The 23,056-nt window shown below is 40.0% G+C and carries 20 protein-coding genes; 11 read left to right on the forward strand and 9 right to left on the reverse strand.

All coding sequences use genetic code 11. The annotated features are described in order from the left end of the window. Positions 1-142: 142 nt before the first annotated feature. Positions 143-637, reverse strand: a complete 495-nt coding sequence (lrp, locus tag GLP24_RS05740) for a leucine-responsive transcriptional regulator Lrp (protein ID WP_101768679.1) — start codon at positions 635-637, stop codon at positions 143-145. Positions 638-1,285: 648 nt separating this feature from the next. Between lrp and trxB the strand changes: the two genes are divergently transcribed. The 6 genes from trxB (at position 1,286) to infA (ending at position 7,823) form a co-directional block, all read left to right on the forward strand. Beyond that, positions 1,286-2,248, forward strand: a complete 963-nt coding sequence (gene trxB / locus GLP24_RS05745; RefSeq protein WP_152653095.1) for a thioredoxin-disulfide reductase — start codon at positions 1,286-1,288, stop codon at positions 2,246-2,248. Between the two features lie 112 nt (positions 2,249-2,360). Continuing rightward, complete coding sequence (cydD, locus tag GLP24_RS05750; protein WP_221943875.1) at positions 2,361-4,133, forward strand: heme ABC transporter permease/ATP-binding protein CydD; 1,773 nt, start codon at positions 2,361-2,363, stop codon at positions 4,131-4,133. After that, the gene (gene cydC, locus GLP24_RS05755) at positions 4,126-5,850 is read left to right on the forward strand and encodes a heme ABC transporter ATP-binding protein/permease CydC (RefSeq protein ID WP_101768676.1); all 1,725 of its coding nucleotides are present in this window, start codon (positions 4,126-4,128) and stop codon (positions 5,848-5,850) included. The genes cydD and cydC overlap by 8 nt, the downstream gene beginning before the upstream one ends. A gap of 128 nt (positions 5,851-5,978) precedes the next feature. Beyond that, the gene (gene aat / locus GLP24_RS05760; protein ID WP_232615674.1) at positions 5,979-6,683 is read left to right on the forward strand and encodes a leucyl/phenylalanyl-tRNA--protein transferase; all 705 of its coding nucleotides are present in this window, start codon (positions 5,979-5,981) and stop codon (positions 6,681-6,683) included. 11 nt (positions 6,684-6,694) lie between these two features. Beyond that, positions 6,695-7,396 carry an arginyltransferase gene (locus tag GLP24_RS05765; protein ID WP_232601612.1) on the forward strand — a complete coding sequence of 234 codons (702 nt, stop codon included), beginning with the start codon at positions 6,695-6,697 and terminating at the stop codon, positions 7,394-7,396. 208 nt (positions 7,397-7,604) lie between these two features. Then, entirely contained in the window at positions 7,605-7,823 is a 219-nt protein-coding gene (gene infA / locus GLP24_RS05770) for a translation initiation factor IF-1 (protein ID WP_045035821.1), read from the forward strand. A 160-nt stretch (positions 7,824-7,983) separates the two neighbouring features. Here infA and clpA read toward each other — a convergent pair whose 3' ends face one another. Beyond that, entirely contained in the window at positions 7,984-10,254 is a 2,271-nt protein-coding gene (clpA, locus tag GLP24_RS05775; RefSeq protein WP_232615675.1) for an ATP-dependent Clp protease ATP-binding subunit ClpA, read from the reverse strand. A 47-nt stretch (positions 10,255-10,301) separates the two neighbouring features. Further along, complete coding sequence (clpS, locus tag GLP24_RS05780; protein ID WP_080157900.1) at positions 10,302-10,622, reverse strand: ATP-dependent Clp protease adapter ClpS; 321 nt, start codon at positions 10,620-10,622, stop codon at positions 10,302-10,304. 220 nt (positions 10,623-10,842) lie between these two features. On the opposite strand from clpS, the gene cspD reads away from it, so the two are divergent. Further along, positions 10,843-11,064: a cold shock domain-containing protein CspD gene (cspD, locus tag GLP24_RS05785; protein WP_101768672.1), complete on the forward strand. Its 222-nt coding sequence runs from the start codon at positions 10,843-10,845 to the stop codon at positions 11,062-11,064. Positions 11,065-11,609: 545 nt separating this feature from the next. Here the strand turns inward: cspD and icd are convergent. After that, positions 11,610-12,863: an NADP-dependent isocitrate dehydrogenase gene (gene icd, locus GLP24_RS05790; protein WP_101768671.1), complete on the reverse strand. Its 1,254-nt coding sequence runs from the start codon at positions 12,861-12,863 to the stop codon at positions 11,610-11,612. Positions 12,864-13,006: 143 nt separating this feature from the next. Between icd and GLP24_RS05795 the strand changes: the two genes are divergently transcribed. From GLP24_RS05795 to purB, 4 genes are all read left to right on the forward strand, one after another. Beyond that, a complete protein-coding gene (locus tag GLP24_RS05795) occupies positions 13,007-13,657 on the forward strand; it encodes a pseudouridine synthase (RefSeq protein WP_101768670.1) in 651 nt (216 codons plus the stop codon). Positions 13,658-14,030: 373 nt separating this feature from the next. Beyond that, positions 14,031-15,146 carry a tRNA 2-thiouridine(34) synthase MnmA gene (gene mnmA, locus GLP24_RS05800; RefSeq protein ID WP_101768669.1) on the forward strand — a complete coding sequence of 372 codons (1,116 nt, stop codon included), beginning with the start codon at positions 14,031-14,033 and terminating at the stop codon, positions 15,144-15,146. 14 nt (positions 15,147-15,160) lie between these two features. Beyond that, positions 15,161-15,778 carry a high frequency lysogenization protein HflD gene (gene hflD / locus GLP24_RS05805; protein WP_101768668.1) on the forward strand — a complete coding sequence of 206 codons (618 nt, stop codon included), beginning with the start codon at positions 15,161-15,163 and terminating at the stop codon, positions 15,776-15,778. An 88-nt stretch (positions 15,779-15,866) separates the two neighbouring features. Continuing rightward, positions 15,867-17,234: an adenylosuccinate lyase gene (gene purB / locus GLP24_RS05810; protein WP_101768667.1), complete on the forward strand. Its 1,368-nt coding sequence runs from the start codon at positions 15,867-15,869 to the stop codon at positions 17,232-17,234. Positions 17,235-17,380: 146 nt separating this feature from the next. Here the strand turns inward: purB and oppF are convergent, their stop codons facing one another. The 5 genes from oppF to GLP24_RS05835 all read right to left on the reverse strand — a co-directional run bounded on the left by oppF (position 17,381) and on the right by GLP24_RS05835 (position 23,043). Further along, the gene (oppF, locus tag GLP24_RS05815; protein WP_101768666.1) at positions 17,381-18,367 is read right to left on the reverse strand and encodes a murein tripeptide/oligopeptide ABC transporter ATP binding protein OppF; all 987 of its coding nucleotides are present in this window, start codon (positions 18,365-18,367) and stop codon (positions 17,381-17,383) included. Positions 18,368-18,369: 2 nt separating this feature from the next. After that, complete coding sequence (oppD, locus tag GLP24_RS05820) at positions 18,370-19,332, reverse strand: ABC transporter ATP-binding protein (protein ID WP_152653090.1); 963 nt, start codon at positions 19,330-19,332, stop codon at positions 18,370-18,372. A gap of 153 nt (positions 19,333-19,485) precedes the next feature. Further along, positions 19,486-20,397 carry an oligopeptide ABC transporter permease OppC gene (gene oppC, locus GLP24_RS05825; RefSeq protein ID WP_101768693.1) on the reverse strand — a complete coding sequence of 304 codons (912 nt, stop codon included), beginning with the start codon at positions 20,395-20,397 and terminating at the stop codon, positions 19,486-19,488. Between the two features lie 16 nt (positions 20,398-20,413). Continuing rightward, on the reverse strand, positions 20,414-21,334 hold the full coding sequence (gene oppB, locus GLP24_RS05830) for an oligopeptide ABC transporter permease OppB (protein ID WP_101768665.1): 921 nt from the start codon (positions 21,332-21,334) through the stop codon (positions 20,414-20,416). A gap of 77 nt (positions 21,335-21,411) precedes the next feature. After that, a complete protein-coding gene (locus GLP24_RS05835; RefSeq protein ID WP_232615676.1) occupies positions 21,412-23,043 on the reverse strand; it encodes an ABC transporter substrate-binding protein in 1,632 nt (543 codons plus the stop codon). Positions 23,044-23,056 lie beyond the last annotated feature (13 nt).

Raw genomic sequence — 23,056 nt, forward strand, 5'->3', positions numbered from 1 at the left:
TTATGTCAATTCATAGATCTGTTTGGATGATTAAGCATCAATTATTATTTTTATAACGTATATACAAATACACCCTGAATAACAGCAACGTTATTCAGGGTGTATATATTTATTAATTTCATATTGATGTAGACCCGAATATTTATCGAGTCTTAATAACCAAGTTATTGCTTTGCTTAACTTCTTCCATAACAACATAAGTACGAGTATCGTTAACACCAGGAAGACGTAGCAATGTTTCACCAAGCAATTTACGGTAAGCTGACATATCTGATACGCGTGTTTTCAACAAATAGTCAAAATCACCAGAAACTAAATGACATTCTTGAATATCTTCTAGCTCTTGTACCGCTTTATTAAACTGCTCAAAAACATCTGGCGCACCACGATTAAGTGTTATTTCAACAAACACTAATAATGATGCATCAAGAAACTGTGGATTCAATAGTGCAGTATAACCACTGATATAGCCTTGACGCTCTAAGCGGCGCACACGCTCTAAACATGGCGTTGGTGATAAGCCAACACGCTTAGAAAGCTCGACATTTGAAATTCGACCATCTTTTTGAAGTTCATTCAAAATATTACGGTCTATGCGATCCAATTCCTTGGATGGTTTCTTTTTGGTATCTACCATTTAATATTCCACCTTCTCACTTCCTTGCAAAAAAATATACTACATCTTATCTATTTTTAGAATCAAATACTCTAATAGTCAATCAATCTGTGATAAATATCAGACGATCGTGCTATTAAATAACGATATTGTGAGATTGTATTTCATTCCTTATCCCGCGATAGTTACTCTCAGCACCCAAGGATTGAACTAAATGCCACTCATCAAAAACAAATATTTAACCATTTGTACCAAAACAAAGCAGATTATCAAAGCAAATTAATCACATCAATTCAAATACATTAACATGACGTAACCAATCTGTGTTTTTATTGTCTCTCAAACTATCACTGTGATCGTTATACAACTACTATTTGAAAAATAAAAATACCTCTTATTAACTATTTTTCTCACTGGACTTTGTGCTAGATCAAAAAAACACGATCTGACTTTTCACTTTTAGAACTTCAAAAAAAACCCTTGCTACGGTATTTTTGTCGTCAATATAACAGCTATTTTTTATTAAATTTGAGACGGTATTAAACGCTTATCGCCCGAATTCAATAGGACAAGCAAATAATTGATTGTCTGACATCCTCTTCCTTTACGACTGCAATTTACCTACAATCAGTCTTCCATAATAATAATATTATTCAGCCTGGAGAAAAAATGAGTAACGTAAAACATTGTGAACTACTCATCCTTGGTTCTGGACCAGCGGGTTATACTGCTGCGGTCTATGCTGCGCGTGCAAATCTCTCACCAGTAATGATCACCGGTATGCAGCAAGGTGGTCAACTTACTACCACCACTGAAATCGAAAACTGGCCGGGTGATGCAGATGAGCTAACTGGCCCTGCACTTATGGACCGCATGAAAGCGCATGCAGAAAAATTTGATACTGAAATTATCACTGACTTTATTAGCGAAACAGATTTCAGCCAGCGCCCTTTCCGTCTCAAAGGTGAAACGGGTGAATACACCTGTGATGCATTGATTATCTCAACCGGCGCTTCTGCAAAATACATTGGTTTAGACTCTGAAGAAGCCTTTAAAGGCCGTGGCGTCTCTGCTTGTGCGACTTGTGATGGTTTCTTCTACCGTAACCAAAAAGTTGCCGTTATCGGTGGTGGTAATACCGCAGTTGAAGAAGCGTTATATCTGTCAAACATTGCCGCAGAAGTTCACCTTGTTCACCGTCGCGATAGCTTCCGTTCTGAGAAAATCTTAATCAATCGTCTGATGGACAAAGTCGCCAATGGCAACATCATTTTGCACACAGACCGCACGCTTGATGAAGTCTTAGGTGACGACATGGGTGTAACAGGTTTACGCCTTAAAGATACCCAATCAGACGCAACAGAAGAACTTGACGTGATGGGGGTATTTATTGCGATTGGCCACCAGCCAAATACAGCAATATTTAACGGTCAACTTGATATGGAAAATGGTTATATTAAAGTTCAATCAGGCATTCATGGTAATGCAACTCAAACCAGTGTTGAGGGTGTTTTTGCGGCGGGTGACGTAATGGATCATAGTTACCGTCAAGCAATTACCTCAGCAGGTACGGGCTGTATGGCTGCATTAGATGCAGAACGTTACCTCGATGCTTTAGCTGACCAAAAATAAAGTATCAAGCCTCTGTTTAGGCAGTAGCTTTTCTTCTTACAGCACTATTGATCTCAACCTATATTGCTGTAAGAGCGACTTACCATAAATACTGTAATGAAACCTTATTTATATGGATAAACAATTACAACGCGATTTGACCAAATGGTTAAAATCCCAAAGTAAACTCGCCAAACATTGGATGATGTTCAGCATTGGCTTAGGGTTTATTTCGGGATTATTGCTTATCGGGCAAGCGGCTTTATTAGCCAATATTTTGCATCAACTGATCATGGAGCATACGGATAAATACCAGCTTGTTAATCAGTTTGTGGGCCTTATTGTTATTATTGGTTTACGTGCTTTATGTAGCTGGGGGCGAGAAGTTTGTGGTTACCGTTGCGGTGAACAAATTCGACTCCACATTCGCCAACTTATTCTCAACCGCTTACAAAATCTAGGTCCGGCTTATATCAAGGGTAAACCTGCTGGCGTATGGGCAAGTTTAGTGCTTGAGCAAGTAGAAGAAATGCAAGATTTCTTTGCTCGCTACTTACCACAAATGTCACTGGCAGTATTAATTCCGGTGGTTATTTTAGTGGTAGTCTTCCCTCTTAACTGGGCAGCGGGTTTAATCTTCCTTATTACGGCACCGTTAGTCCCATTTTTTATGGCATTAGTCGGTTTAGGTGCAGCAGATGCTAACCGTCGTAACTTTAAAGCGTTACAACGTTTATCAGGCCACTTCTATGACCGTTTACAAGGTTTATCAACCCTACGATTATTTAATCGCGTTGATGTTGAAGCTGAAAATCTAGATGCGGCTTCACATGTATTACGTAAACGCACCATGGAAGTGCTGCGATTAGCCTTTTTATCGTCAGCCGTATTAGAGTTCTTCTCGGCAATTTCTGTTGCCATTGTTGCTGTCTATTTTGGCTTCGCTTTCATCGGCGAACTGAACTTTGGTAACTATGGTGTACCTCTTTCGCTATTTACAGGTTTATTTGTATTAGTGCTCGCACCTGAGTTTTATCAACCACTGCGTGATCTTGGTACTTTCTACCATGCTAAAGCGCAAGCGATTGGCGCGGCAGAATCAATTGTTGAATTTTTAAACATTGAAGCCGATGAAATGAGTAACGGTGAGACACCATTACCCACCCCTGATGCTATTCAAATAACGGTTACTGATCTTGAGGTTCTTAGCCCTGAAGGCCAAGTATTGGCTGGCCCACTAAGCTTTACCATTAATACCAGAGAACATGTGGCATTAATTGGTCCAAGCGGCGCGGGTAAAACCAGTTTACTTAATGCTCTACTTGGCTTTTTACCTTACCGTGGCAGTATTAAAATTAACGATGTTGAACTGAACGAACTTAAACATGATCAATGGCGTCAAGCGATCAGCTGGGTCGGTCAAAATCCATTATTAGTTCATGGTACAGTGCGCGACAATATTACGCTGGGTGATCCAAGTGCCAGTGATGCTGATGTCGACCAAGTTGCCCGCCAAGCTTATGCTGATGAGTTTATTCAGCGCCTTGAAAAAGGTTATGAACATCATGTAGGTGATCGCTCTGGTGGCTTATCTGTCGGTCAAGCACAGCGTATTGCCGTTGCTCGTGCAATGCTACAAAATGGCGCGTTTTGGCTCCTTGATGAACCCACTGCAAGTCTTGATGCTAACAGTGAACGCTTAGTGCTAGAAAGTTTGGCATTAGCGGTTACTGAACGCACCACATTAATGGTTAGCCATCGTCTGGATCAACTCCATGCTATGGACCGTATTCTAGTTATGGATAACGGTAAATTAGTTCAAAATGGCGCTTTTGATACCATTAGTCACCAAGGTTTATTAGCTGAAATGCTCACATCCACTGATAAGAGGGATCTCGATGCGTGATTTAATCCCTTACCTTAAACTCTACCGTAAACACTGGTTTGGTTTAACCTTAGGCATGATTTTAGGCTTATTGACATTATTGTCTGCCATCAGTCTATTAACGTTATCCGGTTGGTTTATTGCTGCCTCTGCGGTTGCAGGTCTAACTCTGGTGGGTAGCCAAACCTTTAATTACATGGTGCCAGGTGCTGGTGTCCGTGGTTTTTCTATGGTGCGTACTGCAGGACGTTGGGGAGAGCGTGTTGTAAGCCATAACGCAACCTTTAAACTACTGGCTGATTTACGGTTATTCTTTTTCCGTAAACTCACACCATTGATCCCCGGTCGTCATGCTAATTTACGTGATGCCGACTTGCTCAATCGCTTAGTTGCTGATGTTGATGCAATGGATCATGTCTATCTGCGTCTAGTTAACCCACTGATTATCGGTGTGTTAGGCATTATTATTGTTACCTGCTTTCTGGCTTGGTTTGATCCCATTATAGGCTTTACCCTTGGTGGTATTTTATTAGCATTAATGATTATTTTACCGATTGTTTTTTATCACTTAGGTAAACGCAATGGTGAAACATTAACTTATGCTAAAGCAAACTATCGCATCACGCTATTAGATTGGATCCAAGGCCACGCTGAGTTATTACTGTTTAATGCAGAAGAACGCTACCGTCAACAAGCCGAAGCAGAACAAGATAAATTACTTGATGCTCAGCGAAAAATGGCAGGGTTAACAGGTATAGCAAACGGTCTATTAATGGCAGCAACAGGTTGGACTCTGGTTATCATTCTGTGGATTGCCGCTAACGGTATTGCAGGCCATGCGCCGGATCCTTTTGTGGCAATGGTCGCTTTTACTACCATGGCAAGTTTTGAAATGATGATGCCTGTAGCTGGTGCGTTCCAGTATTTAGGTCAAACATTATCATCCGCTAAACGCCTAAATGAGATTATTGAGGCAACCCCTGACACCGTCTTTGATCCAAAGGGTTACAACGCGATAGCTAAGGGTGACATTTGCTTTAATGATATCAGTTACACCTATTATGGCAGTGATAAACCCGTCGTTAAGCATTTATCACTAGATATCAAACAAGGTGAAAAACTAGCCTTACTTGGCCGTACGGGTTGTGGTAAATCAACCTTATTACAATTGCTAACCCGTAGCTGGGATCCGCAACAAGGATCAATTTCCATTGATGGTGTACCACTGCCAACATGGAGCGAACCGGCATTACGTAACGCAATCACTGTTGTTAGCCAGCGAGTCGACCTCTTTAATGGCTCATTGCGTGAAAACTTAATATTAGCAAAACCTGATGCTACTGATGAGCAATTTGTCGAGGTGCTAGCTAAAGTCGGTTTAAGTAGTTTACTTGATGACAATGGTTTAGATACTTGGCTTGGTGATGGCGGACGCCATATTTCAGGTGGTGAACGTCGTCGTATAGGCATTGCACGCGCCCTACTTCATGACGCCCCTATTCTGTTATTAGATGAACCAACAGAAGGGCTTGATCGTCGAACTGAACAGCAAATATTGACCTTATTACTTGAGTTTGCCAAAGATAAAACAGTGTTATTTATTACGCACCGTTTAGTCGGGCTCGGTAGTATGGATCAAATTTGCTTAATGGATGAAGGTGAGATCATTGAATATGGTCAGCATCAACAACTGCTGGCACAAAATGGTCGATATGCGGAATTATGTCGCCGTATTTAAGCTCTAATTGGTAATCTACTCCAAATATAACGTCAATAATCAATCAAGATTATTGGCGTTTTTTTTATCGGTAGTTAAATGTTATATTAACTACCGTAGCTTTTTGACTTGCATATTGTTGATAATAAATGACGATTTATATACCCGAAATTGATCCTTCATCATTACAATTTCCCGATCCAAGTACCGCCCTTGCCGATCCTAATGGACTACTCGCTTTTGGAGGTGATCTTAGCCCACAACGTCTACGCCAAGCTTATCGTCACGGCATTTTCCCATGGTACTCACAGGGCGAACCTATTTTATGGTGGAGTCCAACCCCACGTGGGATCTTTATTCCACAGCAATTTACACCCAGTAAAAGCTTACGCAAATTTATGCGAAAAGTATCTTATACCATCACCATCAACCATGCCTGTCATGCGGTGATCCGTCAATGTGCTGAATCTCGTGGCCCAGAGCACACTTGGATCACTGAAGAGATGATTAACGCTTATCAAAAATTACATGATATTGGTGAGTGTCACTCAGTAGAAGTATGGCAAGATCAACAATTAGTCGGTGGTTTTTATGGAATTGCTGTGGGCAGTGTTTTTTGTGGCGAATCAATGTTCTCCCTTGCGGATAACGCCTCAAAAATTGCGTTATGGTATTTTTGTTACCATTTTTCAAACCACGGTGGCACTCTCATTGATTGCCAAATGATGAACCCCCATCTAGCCTCTTTAGGTGCGAGTGAATTAGATCGTCCGACTTTTTTAACACAATTGCATCAGCAACGAGATAGTGTATTACCCGCTGAATGCTATCACCCTCAAACTTTAGTGTTATAAACGAATTAATGATGAAAGAATTATCCTTACAACTGGGTCTTACACCTGAAGGTGACTGTAATTACTTACCACAACAACGTGATCAACTTGGGGTTGTAATGGATCAACCGTGGTTAAACCCTAATGGTTACGATTTATTAATTAGTTCAGGTTATCGCCGTAGCGGCAGTATCATTTATAAACCAATGTGTAAAAACTGTAATGCTTGTACACCATTGCGCGTTAATTGCACAGAATTCACACCATCTAAAAGCCAAAAACGCCAACAAAATCAATTAAAAAAATTACAGTGGGAATTTAAACAACAATTAGATCCTGATTGGTTTGAACTCTATGAGCGTTATATTACGGTTCGTCATGCTAGCGGCTCAATGTTTCCAGCTAATAAAGAACAATTTTTTGATTTTATTAGTGCATCATGGATGAATATTGCTTTCTTACATCTTTATCAAGATAATCAATTAATTGCAATTGCTATTACCGATGTATTTCCTGATTCACTCAGTGCGGTTTATAGCTTTTTTGAGCCAGATCATAAATTATCATTAGGCACATTATGTGTTCTACTACAAATTGAAATTTGCCACCAAACACAGCGCCAATGGCTCTATCCTGGCTATCAAATTGATCAATGCCGAGAGATGAATTACAAAATTCGCTTCTCACCACATCAAAAATTAATCAATGGTGAATGGATCTCTTCGGTATTATAAAAAAACCAAAGCGGTCAAAATAGCCGCAATAACGACTTATTTACATCACCTTTTGTTAATTAGCTGAGAAAAAATGGATTAATCGCGAACAAAAGCTGACAAAAACAGCTAGCAAGGGTAAAATTACGTCCTAAACTTTACACTCAAACAGTTTCAAGGCATTATCCAGCCCGATCAAGATGAATGGCTGGTAGCCTAAGAGGATTCAATGGCAAAAGAAGACGTAATTGAAATGGCTGGTACTGTACAAGATACACTACCAAATACTATGTTCCGTGTTGAGCTGGAAAACGGTCACGTTGTTACTGCTCACATCTCTGGTAAGATGCGTAAAAACTACATCCGTATCCTTACTGGTGACAAAGTAACAGTGGAACTGACGCCTTACGACCTAACTAAAGGCCGCATCGTCTTCCGTGCACGTTAATCTTTCTCTAAAAGATTAGTGCTGCAAATAAAACCCAGCCTATTCGCTGGGTTTTATTTTAGCGGATGATGATCACAAGTAGTCATAATATAAAAACGCCGCAGATAGTTGTTACTATCTACGGCGTTTTTGTTTATCGCTATATAACTAAAAAAGTACTTTAATGCGCCGCTTCCATTTCACTATTGAATTGGAAATCTAACTCGCCATTAATGTAATCAACACGTACTGAACCACCATTAACTAATGAACCAAACAACAATTCATTCGCAAGTGGCTTTTTAAGGTTCTCTTGAATCACACGTGCCATTGGACGTGCGCCCATCGCCTTATCATAACCTTTATCTGACATCCACTCACGTGCACGCTCAGAGACTTCCATCGATACACCACGAGCATCTAGCTGCGCTTGTAGTTCTACGATAAATTTATCGACCACTTGACCAATAATGTCTTTTTCAAGATGATTAAACCAAATGATATTATCCAGACGGTTACGGAACTCTGGTGTAAAGATACGTTTAATCTCTGCCATCGCATCATGACTATGATCTTGCTGAATAAGACCAATCGACTTACGTACTGTTTCAGTAACACCCGCATTAGTTGTCATTACAAAAATAACATTACGGAAATCAGCCTTACGACCATTATTATCAGTAAGCGTGCCGTTATCCATTATTTGTAATAATAAATTGAACACATCAGGATGCGCTTTTTCAATTTCATCCAGCAGAACAACGGAATGAGGATTTTTAATTACGGCGTCAGTTAATAAACCACCTTGGTCATAACCCACATAACCAGGAGGAGCACCGATTAAACGACTCACTGTATGACGTTCCATGTACTCCGACATATCAAAACGCAACAGTTCAATACCCATAGTACGCGCTAACTGTACCGTTACTTCTGTTTTACCGACACCCGTTGGGCCTGCAAATAAGAATGAACCAACCGGTTTATTCTCAGCACTTAATCCAGCTCGACTTAATTTGATCGCTTCAGTTAATACACTAATGGCATTATCTTGACCAAAAACCAGCATTTTTAATCTGCTCTCAAGAGTTTTTAGTACGTCACGATCACTGCTGGAGATTGATTTCTCTGGAATACGCGCCATTTTAGCAATCATGGCTTCAATATCACCAACATTGACTGTTTTCTTACGGCGGCTGGCAGGTGCTAAACGACAACGTGCACCTGCTTCATCAATAACATCAATCGCTTTATCGGGTAAATGACGTTCATTAATGTATTTAGCTGATAACTCAACCGCAGCACGAATCGCTTTATTGGTAAAACGTACTTCGTGATGCGCTTCGTATTTTGACTTCAAGCCCATCAAGATTTTAGTAGTGTCATCTAATGACGGTTCAACCACATCAATTTTTTGGAAACGACGTGATAACGCACGCTCCTTCTCAAAAATATTGCTGTATTCTTGATAGGTTGTTGAACCCATGCAACGAAGCTTACCGCTGCTCAATAGTGGCTTAAGTAAGTTTGCTGCATCAACTTGACCACCGGAGGCTGCACCTGCACCAATAATGGTATGAATTTCATCAATAAACAAAATCGCGTGTTCTTCTTTTTCAAGCTGTTTTAAAATACCTTTAAAACGTTTTTCAAAGTCACCACGGTATTTTGTACCCGCTAAAAGAGAACCAATATCAAGCGAATAAATCACACAATTTTGAATAATCTCAGGCACTTGCCCTTCAACAATACGCCATGCAAGACCTTCAGCGATAGCCGTTTTACCGACACCCGCTTCACCCACTAATAACGGATTATTTTTTCGACGACGGCAAAGTACTTGTACAGTACGTTCTAGCTCTTGATCTCGGCCAATCAGAGGATCAATACCGCCTGATTTCGCTAATAAGTTAAGGTTAATTGCAAAATTCTCAAGCTTATCTTCAGAACTACCTTGCTCGGTGCGTTGCTCTTCGGTATTACCCATCTCAGATGGATTTACGTCATCATTATCACTGCCTTTAACAGTGCCATGAGAAATAAAGTTCACTACATCAAGACGGCTAATATCACTTTTTTTGAGCAAGTATGCTGCATGTGATTCCTGCTCGCTAAAAATCGCAACCAATACATTAGCACCAGTGACTTCACTACGGCCAGAAGACTGGACATGAAACACAGCACGTTGTAACACCCGCTGAAAACTCAATGTTGGTTGGGTTTCACGACTTTCATCATCCACTGGAATTAAGGGTGTTGTTTGTTCAATAAAAGAATCTAGCTCTTTACGCAACAGATCAAGATCAGCACGACACGCTAATAACGCCTCTTGTGTGGCGACATTCTCTAACAGTGCCATCAATAAATGTTCTACCGTCATAAACTCATGACGCTTTTCCCTTGCTCGTGCAAATGCACCATTCAGGCTTGCTTCAAGTTCTTTATTTAGCATAAGGCACCTCCCCTAAAAACCACTCAATATGGCGTGCCGGAAAAAGATTATGCTTTTTCCATCGTACACAACAACGGGTGTTCATTTTCCCGTGCGTACATCATTACTTGCGCAACTTTTGTTTCTGCTACTTCGGCAGTAAAGGTGCCACAAATGGCTTTACCTTCATAATGTACCGCGAGCATTAACTGAGAAGCTTTCTCCAGATCCATGGAAAAAAATGTTTGTAACACATCAATCACAAAATCCATCGGCGTATAATCGTCATTATTTAGTACTACTTTATACATCGATGGCGGCTTAACTTGGATTTCTTCCTTATCTAACACATCAGATTCAGGATTCATCCATTCGTATAACTTACTCATAGTTTTATCTTAGTTCATTAATTCGTGAGCTGGCTATAGCCAAGTTAATAAAAGATTTTATCAAAATGTTACAAACAATACTTGACTGACTAGTTTATTTTACTACATTGTAAATTATAGTAGATGTAATCTGCATCAAAATCGCATTAGTATGCAACAAAACATTACTGAATAAGCAACTAATGTCAAATGGAACTTGAATGCAAAAAGGATGTATAGCATGGCAATAGGTACAGTGAAATGGTTCAATAACGCCAAAGGATTTGGCTTCATCTGCCCCGAAGAAGGTAAAGACGATATTTTCGCTCACTATTCAACAATTCAGATGGATGGTTACCGAACACTTAAGGCAGGTCAACAAGTGAACTACGAGGTTCAAACTGGCCCTAAAGGTTACCATGCAAGTGCTATTGTTCCCGCACAAGGCGATGAAGCCAAATAAGCGGACCCAGTATTAGATGCACATTAAAAGGTGAGATTATCTCACCTTTTATTCGTTAACTTGAAACCAAAATTTTAATGACTGATACAATATACTAATTACCCATCGACTTCGACAGCCATCTGAGGTTATTAAGTATTCGTATTCAATTTTACATTATAATATTCATCTATAGCTAAAAACGCAGTTTTTTACCCCTTGCAATAACTGCATAAAACTCGCATAAAAAAGTTCGATTATCATTCTTTTAAATGCGACTCAAAACGGCAGCATTTTTAACAAAAAACAAACATATTCATTGTAATCCTATCCTATTCCAATTTTAATCAACTGCCTATATCTAGATACTTTTGTTGTTATCTGTTTGAGAGTTAGCGCACGAGTACATAGTGTATTTGATTAATCTACCAACACATTTTTTCTGTTTACCCAACACTTTGGTATTAATAGATTAGTTGCATAATATAATAGGTATAAAAAATAATAGGTATAAAAAAGGCCCAGCAAATGCTGAGCCTTAAACGATTATCTAGCGGTATGAATAATTACATTTGTTCAATCATGTCATCAGCAAATTGTGAACACTTACGTAAATTAGCACCTTCCATTAAACGCTCAAAATCATAGGTTACGGTCTTATTACTGATCGCCGCTTCCATTGAACTAATAATCAAATCAGCCGCTTCTGTCCAACCCATATGGCGTAACATCATTTCCGCAGAAAGAATCAATGAGCCCGGATTTACTTTATCTTGACCTGCATATTTAGGTGCAGTGCCATGCGTTGCTTCAAATAAAGCCACTCCATCACCAATATTTGCACCCGGAGCAATACCAATACCACCCACTTGAGCCGCTAAAGCATCAGAGATGTAATCACCATTAAGGTTCATGGTTGCAATAACATCATATTCTTCTGGACGCAGTAAAATCTGCTGTAAGAAAGCATCAGCAATGCAATCCTTAATCACAATTTCTTTACCTGTGTTTGGATTCTTTAACGTCATCCAAGGGCCACCATCAAGTAATTCAGCACCGAATTCTTGTAGCGCAACATCGTAACCCCAATCTTTAAACGCACCTTCAGTAAATTTCATGATATTACCTTTATGTACTAAGGTTAACGAATCACGATCATTATCAAGAGTGTATTGAATAGCGGCACGAATTAAACGTTTCGTTCCCTCTTCTGATACAGGCTTAATGCCAATACCACATTGTTGTGGGAAACGAATTTTCGTCGCGCCCATTTCTTGTTGTAGGAACTGAATAACTTTATCTGCTTCAGCAGTACCTGCTTGGTATTCAACACCCGCATAAATATCTTCTGAATTTTCACGGTAGATAACCATGTCAGTTAATTCTGGACGTTTAACTGGGCTTGGTACGCCATTAAAATAACGTACAGGACGAACACAAATATAAAGATCAAGCTCTTGACGCAATGCAACGTTAAGAGATCGAATACCACCACCAACAGGGGTTGTTAATGGACCTTTAATAGCAACTTTATATTCGCGAATAAAATCAAGAGTTTCTTGTGGAAGCCATGCGTCATCACCATAAACTTGGGTTGATTTTTCACCCGTGTAGATTTCCATCCACTCAATTTTTCGGTCTCCGGCGTACGCTTTCTTAACCGCGGCATCCACAACTTTAATCATTGCTGGACTTACATCAATCCCGATACCGTCACCTTCGATGTACGGAATAATCGGGGTATTAGGAACAATCAATTTACCTTCAGCATCTACTGTTATTTTCTGACCTGCTGTTGGTACAATTACTTTACTATCCATTTTAAATCTCCTAGCGTCCATTTGTTAACGTTTTGTAAGAAGCGAGCAAATCATACTTTAAATTTTATCAATACGTCAATTGTGTAATTTTTCACGTATAATAAGTGTGTTCAAATCCTCAACTCTCACAATAACGCGTATTTATGAAGCCAAACACCACAAATCGTCAACCTCTTCGTGCCAATAATGAGCGCAGAGCGTCAAGAAAAATAAATAAACCGAAGCGTCCTCGCGGACCACAAAAAGTGATTTTATTTAACAAACCTTATAACACTTTGACCCAGTTTTCAGGTGAACCAGGTGACAGCACCTTAGCTGATTTCATCCCGGTAAAAGATGTTTATCCTGCAGGAAGATTAGATAAAGACAGCGAAGGCTTACTGGTACTAACCAATGATGGTATTTTGCAAGCACGGTTAACGCAGCCTCAATCAAAACAGGCAAAAGTCTATTGGGTACAAGTTGAAGGTGCACCAACAGCTGAAGATTTACAGCAATTACGTGATGGGGTGACATTAAAAGATGGCCCAACATTACCCGCTGGAATTGAAGTTATTGAATCACCACAAATTTGGGAACGTACGCCACCTATTCGTGAGCGTAAAAATATTCCAACCACATGGTTAGCAATTACTTTACGTGAAGGTCGTAACCGCCAAGTTCGTCGTATGACGGCGCATATTGGCTTTCCAACATTACGTTTAATTCGCTATCAAATGGCACAATGGACTGTGGCAGATTTAGCACCAGGAGAATGGAAAGAGATCACTCTTCCAGCCCCAATTCAAGCGTAATTTAGCCTTTATACTCTTCGCGCTCTATGTTTAACATCAGAGCGCATTATTCCCTTCAATATTCCTTCAATCGTGTAAAACTATTTCCCTCAACAAAAAACTACACATTTTTAGCAACATCCTCTATGATTGCACCAAATAGCAAACGTTTGCTATTTGGGTTCATCCAGCAGTTCTCTGCTAAAAAAATATTACCTTTTTTATCTATATATCCGTTTTTAAATGGCTTTTTTTAGCGCTGTTGTCTTTATTCGTACAGCCGCTATCGTTAATAACTATTTATTAAAGTGTGATTATGTTCTCGATCTGTTTCAGGGGCTGGGTTTCTGTTAGAATTATGCCCTTAACACTAAATTAGCGACAGTAGAGAAATATGTCTGATAACAGCCAAAAGAAAGTCATTGTCGGCATGTCCGGCGGCGTAGATTCATCGGTATCCGCTTACCTGCTCCTTCAACAAGGTTATCAAGTTGAAGGCTTGTTTATGAAAAACTGGGAAGAAGACGATAACGACGAATATTGCTCTGCTGCTGAAGATCTCGCTGATGCACAAGCGGTATGTGACAAACTTGGTATTACGCTGCATACCATCAATTTTGCAGCTGAATACTGGGATAACGTGTTTGAATACTTCCTTGCTGAATATAAAGCAGGCCGTACGCCAAACCCAGATATTCTGTGCAACAAAGAAATCAAATTTAAAGCCTTCCTCGAATTTGCTGATGAAGTGCTTGCAGCAGACTATATTGCAATGGGTCATTATACCCGTCGTACTTTCCCAACAGTTGAAGGTGAAAAACCTCAAATGTTGCGTGGTGTTGATAACAACAAAGATCAAAGTTACTTCTTATACACTTTAGGTTATGAGCAAATTTCACGCAGTTTATTCCCTGTAGGTGAACTTGAAAAACCTGAAGTTCGTCGTATTGCAGAAGAGCAAGGTTTGATCACCGCGAAGAAAAAAGATTCAACCGGTATTTGTTTCATTGGTGAACGTAAATTTACAGAGTTTTTAGGTAAATACCTACCTGCTCAACCCGGTAAAATTGAAGTTGCTGATGATGGTAGCGTTATCGGTGAACACCAAGGATTGATGTACCACACACTAGGTCAACGTAAAGGCTTACATATTGGTGGTCAGAAAGGTGGTAATGGCCTTGAAGACGCATGGTATGTTGTTGATAAAGATCTAGAACGTAATGTACTTATTGTTGGTCAAGGTAAAGATCATCCTCGTTTAAAATCAAACGGTTTGATTGCCTCTCAGTTACATTGGGTTGATCGTCAACCTATTCGAGAAACAATGGCATGTACGGTAAAAACACGTTACCGTCAGCAAGATCTTGCTTGTACTATTATCCCTATGGATGATGAAACCATTAAAGTAATTTTTGATGAGCCTCAAATTGCAGTAACACCAGGACAATCAGCCGTGTTCTATAACGGTGAACTCTGCCTTGGTGGCGGCATTATTGAAGAGCGAATTTAAAGGAGTTTTTGCGCGTGGCTTACTCTATTTATGATCGAACGATTGCGTTTGCAGGCATGTGCCAAGCAGTCAAATTAGTTCAAGACGTTGCCCGTAATGGCAATTGCGATTCAGCAGCATTATCCACTATGCTCAATAGCATTATGGCAACAGACCCAAGCGATACTATAGGCGTCTATGGTAGCGAAGCTGACTTACGTATCGGTTTAGAATCGATGGTACGCGATATTGATGGTTCATCATCAGGCAATGAAATAACCCGCTACCTTGTGGGTGTGATGGCGCTTGAACGAAAATTATCAGCGCGTCGCGATAGCATGGCACAACTGGGTGATCGAGTGGGTACATTGAAACGTCAAACGGTTCATTTTAACCTTCTTGATGAACAAATGCTGAGTAATATTGCCAGTATTTATTTGGATATTATCAGTCCACTAGGACCTAGAATTCAAGTATCTGGCACGCCAGCGCAATTACAATTACCTAATGTTCAGCATCGCGTTCGGGCACTGTTACTTGCTGCCGTTCGTAGTGCTGTCCTTTGGAGTCAAGTCGGTGGTAAACGCCGTCATTTATTATTTGGTCGTAAGCAAATGTTAGAGCAAGCAAAAATCTTACTCGCTCGAAATTAAACTAACGCATTGCTAACTTCAATTCAGCCTGAAAAATCAGGCTGAATATTAATTTTGTTTTAACCCTCATAAACCAGGAGAGATCAACATGGAACTGTCAGCACTGACAGCTGTTTCCCCAGTAGACGGCCGCTACGGAAGCAAAACAAGCGTATTACGCAGTATTTTTAGTGAGTTCGGTTTACTAAAATACCGTACTATCGTTGAGATCCGTTGGTTACAAAAATTATCCGCTACTGACGCTATTGTTGAAGTTCCTGCATTCAGCGCTGAAGCAAACGCATTCTTAGATCGTATTGCGACTGAGTTTAGCGAACAAGATGCGCTACGTATCAAAACGATTGAGCGTACAACTAACCATGATGTAAAAGCAGTTGAATATTACCTAAAAGAAAAAGTGGCTGAATTGCCAGAACTTCATGCTGTGAATGAATTTATTCACTTTGCTTGTACTTCAGAAGATATTAACAACCTTTCTCACGCGCTTATGCTGACTGAAGCACGTGAAAAAGTAATGCTTCCTGAAGTGCGTAACGTTATTGATGCGATTAAAGATCTTGCGCATCAATTCCGTGATATTCCAATGCTTACACGTACCCACGGTCAACCTGCTTCTCCATCAACGATGGGTAAAGAAATGGCAAACGTGGCATACCGCATGGAACGTCAATATAAGCAAATCGAAAACGTTGATATTCTTGGTAAAATCAATGGCGCGGTTGGTAACTACAACGCTCACCTATCGGCTTACCCTGATATCGATTGGCACCAATACAGTGAAGAATTTGTGACAGCGCTAGGGATCACATTTAATCCTTACACTACGCAAATCGAACCGCATGATTACATTGCAGAATTATTTGATGCGTTTGCCCGCTTCAATACTATTTTGCTTGATTTCGATCGTGATATTTGGGGTTATGTTGCTTTAGGTCACTTTAAGCAAAAAACAATTGCAGGTGAAATTGGTTCTTCTACCATGCCACACAAAGTTAACCCAATCGATTTTGAAAACTCAGAAGGTAACCTTGGCCTAGCAAATGCGATCTTTGGTCACTTAGCACAAAAGCTACCCGTTTCTCGCTGGCAGCGTGATCTAACAGACTCAACGGTTTTACGTAACTTAGGTGTTGGTTGTGGTTATGCAATTATTGCTTATACATCAACCATCAAAGGCATCAGTAAGCTTGAAATAAACCAAGCAGCACTAGAAGCTGAACTAGACCGCAACTGGGAAGTACTTGCAGAGCCAGTACAAACAGTAATGCGTCGTTACGGTATTGAAAAGCCTTATGAGAAGCTAAAAGAGCTAACTCGTGGTAAGCGTGTTAATGGTGAAGGTATGCGCACATTCATTGATGGCTTAGAACTGCCTGAACATGAAAAAGCACGCCTTAAAATGCTAACACCTGCTAACTACATTGGTGATGCAATTAAGCTAACTGATAAGCTATAAATTATCTTCGATATAGATTAGTTTAATAATTAAGGACGTTATCTCATAACGTCCTTTTTATTAACAATAGAATAATGCATTGATAAAATATTATCTAAAATGGAATAACGCATAGTTAATAACAGGTCATTATTCCTCTTTCATAATTAAAGCGCTAGACATGCTACAGTATGCTGATACGTACCCCGTAATTCAGGCTTTTGCTCTGCACAAACAGCGACAGCTTTAGGGCAACGTGTACGGAAAACACAGCCGGATGGCGGATTCATCGGTGAAGGTAACTCGCCTTCTAATAATTCAATCTGTTTATTACGTTCTAATTTCGGATCAGGAATAGGAACCGCTGACATTAATGCTTTAGTGTACGGATGCTGAGGATCGGCAAAAAGGGTTTTACAGTCTCCCATCTCAACGGTATTACCTAAATACATTACCAATACCCGATCTGATATATGTTTAACAACCGATAAGTCATGCGCAATAAAAATTAAACTTAGCCCCATTTCTTTTTGCAAAGATTTAAGCAAATTAACCACTTGCGCTTGAATCGAAACATCAAGTGCAGATACTGGCTCATCACAAATAATCATTTTAGGCTTTAAAATCAGCGCTCGTGCAATACCAATACGTTGACATTGTCCACCAGAAAATTCATGAGGATAACGGTTAATGACATTGGGTAATAATCCAACTTTTGTCATCATCGCCTGCACTTGTTGTTTCACCTCATCTTTAGATAATTGGCTGTAAAATGCTTTTAATGGCTCTGCAATAATTTCGCCAACGGTCATACGTGGGTTTAAGGATGCTAATGGATCTTGGAAAATCATTTGAATCTGTTTACGTTTTTCACGCAACGCACTGTGATTAAGTTTAGTGAGATCTTGTCCTAACCATACTACCTTCCCCTCTGTCGCCTCCACTAACCCTATGATGGCGCGCGCAAACGTTGATTTACCACATCCTGACTCACCAACAATACCTAAAGTCTCACCTTCATAAACGCACACATTAACCCCATCAACGGCTTTTAATTTTGATGGTTGGCTCCAAGGCCATGCTGATTTAGACGCAATATTAAAATGGACTTTAAGATTAGTAATATCTAATAATAATTTCTTTTCCAACTTCATTACTATGCTCCCATATCAGCAAAACAAGCACGTAATCTATCTTGTGCAAATGGCATTAATAGCGGTGATTCTTGCTTACAACGCGGTAATACACGATGACAACGCTCTTGGTATGGACAGCCAACCGGCAAACGCAATAAGTTGGGTGGATTACCAGGGATCGTTGGTAAATCTTCGCCTTCAGTATCTAAACGCGGAATCGCACGCAGTAATCCTTCGGTATATGGATGGCTCGGACGATAGAAAATATCGTTAATATCGCCATATTCCATCGTCCTTCCAGCATACATCACTAACACTTTGTCACAACTTCCCGCCACGACACCAAGATCATGGGTGATCATAATGATCGATGTATTAAAATCTGATTTAAGATCGTTTAATAACGTCATGATCTGCGCCTGTACCGTCACATCGAGTGCCGTTGTTGGTTCATCAGCAATTAACAGCTTTGGTCGGCATAATAATGCCATTGCAATCATGACACGTTGGCGCATACCACCTGAAAATTCATGAGGATACATTGCCATACGTTGACGAGCTTCTGGAATTTTAACCGCATCTAACATTCTTACTGATTCTTCAAACGCTTGAGATCTACTCATGCCTTTGTGTAATGTCAGCACTTCCATTAACTGTTCACTGACTTTCATATACGGGTTTAGTGAGGTCATTGGATCTTGGAAAATCATCGCTATTTGTTCTGCACGAATCCGATTTAATTCTTTTTCAGATAAATTTAAAATCTCTCGACCTTCAAATTTAGCGCTTCCACTAATAATGCCGTTTTTCGCTAAGATACCCATAATTGCAAATACAGTTTGGCTCTTACCTGAACCCGATTCACCAACAATGCCTAAGGTTTGACCTTGCTCTAGCGAAAAATTCAAATCATTTACCGCAGTAACATTGCCATCAGGAGTCGTGAATTCAACTCGTAAGTCTTTAATTTCTAACAAACTCATACTACTTCCTTGTTATCAACAATAAGCACCGTACATTCTCTTCGGTTATTATTTATTATCCAGTGAATGATATTGGCGATACCTATTTTATTTATTTCACTGTACTGCCCTATAACAGTGGCATTGATCAATAAAATAGGTCGCTGCTTATTTTTATCTATCTTTAGGATCTAACGCATCACGTAAACCATCACCGACATAGTTAAAACAAAATAAAGTGATCATCATAAAACCAGCTGGAAATAATAACTGCCAAATAGCTACTTCCATGGTTTGTGAGCCTTCATTTAATAATGCGCCCCAACTGGTCATTGGCTCTTGTACACCAAGCCCAAGAAAACTTAGAAATGATTCGGTCAAGATCATTGCTGGTACTAATAATGTTGAATAAACAGCGACAATACCTAACACGTTCGGCACAATATGCCGAGTAATAATCCGCCAACGACTAACACCACTGACATGTGCCGCTTCAATAAATTCTTTTCCCCGTAGAGACAAGGTTTGACCGCGAACAATACGTGCCATATCCAGCCAAGAAATAGCCCCGATAGCGATAAAGATCAGCATGATATTTCGACCAAAAAAGGTCACTAATACGATCACAAAAAACATAAATGGAATCGAATACAGAATTTCTAATATCCGCATCATCACCCGATCCGTTTTACCACCAATAAAACCAGAAGCGGCACCATAAAGTGTGCCAATTACCACCGCAACTAAAGCACCTAATAATCCCACCATCAGTGAAATTCGACCACCGACTAAAGTACGCGTATAAAGATCACGTCCAAGACTATCAGTACCAAAGAAATGTCCTTCCGCGCCTAATGATGGCACCGCATGTAACGCGTACCAATCGGTATCATCAAAGGCATATTGGCTCATCATTGGTCCAAAAATAACAGCAAGAGAAATCAGTCCTAAAATAACAAGTGACACCATTGCCGCCTTATTACGAAAGAAACGTGAGCGCGCGTCTTGCCATAAACTACGACCTTCGATTTCAAGGCTTTCTGAAAATTTCTCCAGCGCTTCAATATTATCTTTTTTTGTTAAAATCATAATTATCAGCCTCTTAATAGCGAATTTTAGGATCGATCATCGCTAGCACAATATCGACAATGGCATTGAAGATAATCGTTAACGAACCAATCAAAATCGTAATACCAAGCACTAATGAATAATCACGATTAAAGGCGGCATTAACAAACAGCTTACCGATACCGGGCAAACCAAAAATAGTTTCAATCACTACTGAGCCGGTAATAATGCCGACAAAAGCAGGTCCCATGTATGACACCACGGGTAATAAGGCTGGGCGTAACGCGTGTTTTAAAACAATATGTCGGTAACTCAATCCTTTAGCACGAGCGGTACGAATAAAGTTACTGTTTAGCGTTTCAATCATACTGCCACGAGTGATACGCGCGAAGGTTGCTACATACAATAAAGCCATGCCTAACATTGGCAGAATAACAAACTTTAACGATCCATCTTGCCAGCCACCCGCAGGTAACCACTGTAAATTAATGGCGAAGATATAAATCAACACCGGAGCGAGAATAAAGGAAGGCATCACCACCCCCGCCATCGCGGTCGACATAATGGTGTAATCAAGCCACGTGTTCTGTTTTAACGCGGCAAGAGTGCCAACGGATACCCCCATAACCAACGCAAAAATAAAAGCGAAAAAGCCTATTTTTGCCGATACGGGTAACGCTTTAGACACTAACTCATTAACCGTGAAATCTTTATATTTAAATGAAGGACCAAAATCCCCTTGAACAATGTTGCTTAAATAGGTGGTGTATTGATCAAACACAGGTTTATCTAAACCATATTTAGCTTCAATATTAGCGAGAACTTCCGGCGGTAAAGGGCGATCTGAAGTAAAAGGATTACCAGGAGCGAAGCGCATTAAAAAAAATGAGATGGTGATCAATACCAACAGTGTCGGTATCGCTTCAAAAATCCTTTTAGCAATGAATTTAATCATATTAAAGCTACCGTATTAATTGTACATGCGAGGGCTGCCTTCAGCATAAAAGGCAGCTAATGATTATACTGGCAAGATTATTTAGCGATGAAATACAGATCTTTAGAATAGACGTTGTCTTCTGCATTTTTCATAGGATAACCACCTAATTGTGGATTCACTAAACGAGCATTTACGTAGTGATAAATAGGCATAATCGGCATATCTTGCGCTAAACTTGCTTCTGCACGTTTATAATCTGCTGCACGCTCAGCCGCTGTAGGGGCAAGAATGGCATCATCAATCGCTTTGTCATAATCAACACTGGCATATTTAGGGTAATTCTGTGAGTGACCAGTACGCATAATCGCTAAGAAGGTTGAAGCTTCATTATAATCACCACACCAACCCGCACGAGAGACATCAAAGTTACCTTGGCGTTTACTGTCTAAATAACTTTTCCACTCTTGGTTTTCAAGTTGAGCTTCAACACCCAATCCTTTTTTCCACATTGATGCAATCGCAACGGCAATCTTTTTATGGTTCTCTGAAGTGTTATATAACACTTTAAATGTCAGTGGATTACTCTGGTTATACCCAGCCGCTTCTAATAATGCTTTGGCTTTTTCTAGACGTTGCTTTTGATTTAATTTAGCGTAATCCGGCATATCAACATCAAGACCGTTAGTTGCTAATGGGGTAAAGTTATACGCAGGCGTTTCACCTTTACCCACGATAAATTTCGCCAATACATCACGGTCAATGGCGTAAGATAATGCTTTACGTACATCGCCATTATCAAACGGCTTACGTGCAGTATTAAACTCATAATAATAAGAGCATAAATAAGGGGTTACTTTGACATCTTGCGGATAATCTTTGGTTAAACGCTTGAAATGTTCATTGGGCATTTCATACGTCATGTCTACTTCACCCGCAAGAAAACGATTCATGGCAGCAACTTGGTTTTCAATCGGTAAAAATGTTACTTGGTTAATAACGGTGTCTTTGTTATTCCAGTAATTATTATTACGGACTAAAACAATACGTTCGTTAACAACCCACTGATCCAATTGATAAGCACCATTGGAAACGTAATTGCCGACCTTAGTCCACTGATCACCAAATTTTTCAACGGCATTTTTATTAACCGGCTTCATTGAGGTGTGCACAAGCATTGACGCAAAATACGATAATGGCTTATCTAACGTGACTTTTAAGGTATGAGCATCAACGGCTTCAACACCTAACGTTTCAGGTGATTTTTTGCCCGCAATAATATCAGAAGCATTAGCCATCGTTGTCATATCAAGGTATGACGCATAAGGAGATGCGGTTTTAGGATCAGCAAGACGACGCCATGTATAAACAAAATCATCGGCGGTTACGGGATCACCATTTGACCATTTAGCATCATCACGTAGCTCAAAAATCCACGTTTTATTATCAGTTGTTTGCCACGATTTTGCGACACCAGCAACCAGATTACCATCGGCATCTTGATTAACTAAGCCTTCAAGTAAATCACGAATAACGTTAGATTCAGGCACGCCCGATACTTTTTGAGGATCAAGAGATTCAGGTTCAGTGCCATTTGCGCGGACTAGCTCTTGTGTGTCAGCTAATTTAACGTCAGCGGGAACTTGCGCTGCAAAAATTGAAAAAGAAGGAAGGGCAACAGCGAGACCAGCGCCAAGTAACAAAGCTTGGGTAATTTTATTCTTATACATGCATTAACTCCAA

The sequence above is a fragment of the Photobacterium carnosum genome, assembly GCF_021236965.1.
Lineage (GTDB): Bacteria > Pseudomonadota > Gammaproteobacteria > Enterobacterales > Vibrionaceae > Photobacterium > Photobacterium carnosum.

Excerpts from the sequence above, each read along its gene's own strand:
- oppD (WP_152653090.1), bottom strand. The coding sequence starts at position 19,332 with ATGAGTTTGTTAGAAATTAAAGACTTACGAGTTGAATTCACGACTCCT.
- GLP24_RS05835 (WP_232615676.1), bottom strand. The coding sequence starts at position 23,043 with ATGTATAAGAATAAAATTACCCAAGCTTTGTTACTTGGCGCTGGTCTC.
- icd (WP_101768671.1), bottom strand. The coding sequence starts at position 12,863 with ATGGATAGTAAAGTAATTGTACCAACAGCAGGTCAGAAAATAACAGTA.
- clpA (WP_232615675.1), bottom strand. The coding sequence starts at position 10,254 with ATGCTAAATAAAGAACTTGAAGCAAGCCTGAATGGTGCATTTGCACGA.
- cspD (WP_101768672.1), top strand. The coding sequence starts at position 10,843 with ATGGCAATAGGTACAGTGAAATGGTTCAATAACGCCAAAGGATTTGGC.
- clpS (WP_080157900.1), bottom strand. The coding sequence starts at position 10,622 with ATGAGTAAGTTATACGAATGGATGAATCCTGAATCTGATGTGTTAGAT.
- purB (WP_101768667.1), top strand. The coding sequence starts at position 15,867 with ATGGAACTGTCAGCACTGACAGCTGTTTCCCCAGTAGACGGCCGCTAC.
- cydD (WP_221943875.1), top strand. The coding sequence starts at position 2,361 with ATGGATAAACAATTACAACGCGATTTGACCAAATGGTTAAAATCCCAA.
- GLP24_RS05765 (WP_232601612.1), top strand. The coding sequence starts at position 6,695 with ATGAAAGAATTATCCTTACAACTGGGTCTTACACCTGAAGGTGACTGT.
- cydC (WP_101768676.1), top strand. The coding sequence starts at position 4,126 with ATGCGTGATTTAATCCCTTACCTTAAACTCTACCGTAAACACTGGTTT.
- mnmA (WP_101768669.1), top strand. The coding sequence starts at position 14,031 with ATGTCTGATAACAGCCAAAAGAAAGTCATTGTCGGCATGTCCGGCGGC.
- lrp (WP_101768679.1), bottom strand. The coding sequence starts at position 637 with ATGGTAGATACCAAAAAGAAACCATCCAAGGAATTGGATCGCATAGAC.
- oppF (WP_101768666.1), bottom strand. The coding sequence starts at position 18,367 with ATGAAGTTGGAAAAGAAATTATTATTAGATATTACTAATCTTAAAGTC.
- trxB (WP_152653095.1), top strand. The coding sequence starts at position 1,286 with ATGAGTAACGTAAAACATTGTGAACTACTCATCCTTGGTTCTGGACCA.
- GLP24_RS05795 (WP_101768670.1), top strand. The coding sequence starts at position 13,007 with ATGAAGCCAAACACCACAAATCGTCAACCTCTTCGTGCCAATAATGAG.
- oppB (WP_101768665.1), bottom strand. The coding sequence starts at position 21,334 with ATGATTAAATTCATTGCTAAAAGGATTTTTGAAGCGATACCGACACTG.
- aat (WP_232615674.1), top strand. The coding sequence starts at position 5,979 with ATGACGATTTATATACCCGAAATTGATCCTTCATCATTACAATTTCCC.
- infA (WP_045035821.1), top strand. The coding sequence starts at position 7,605 with ATGGCAAAAGAAGACGTAATTGAAATGGCTGGTACTGTACAAGATACA.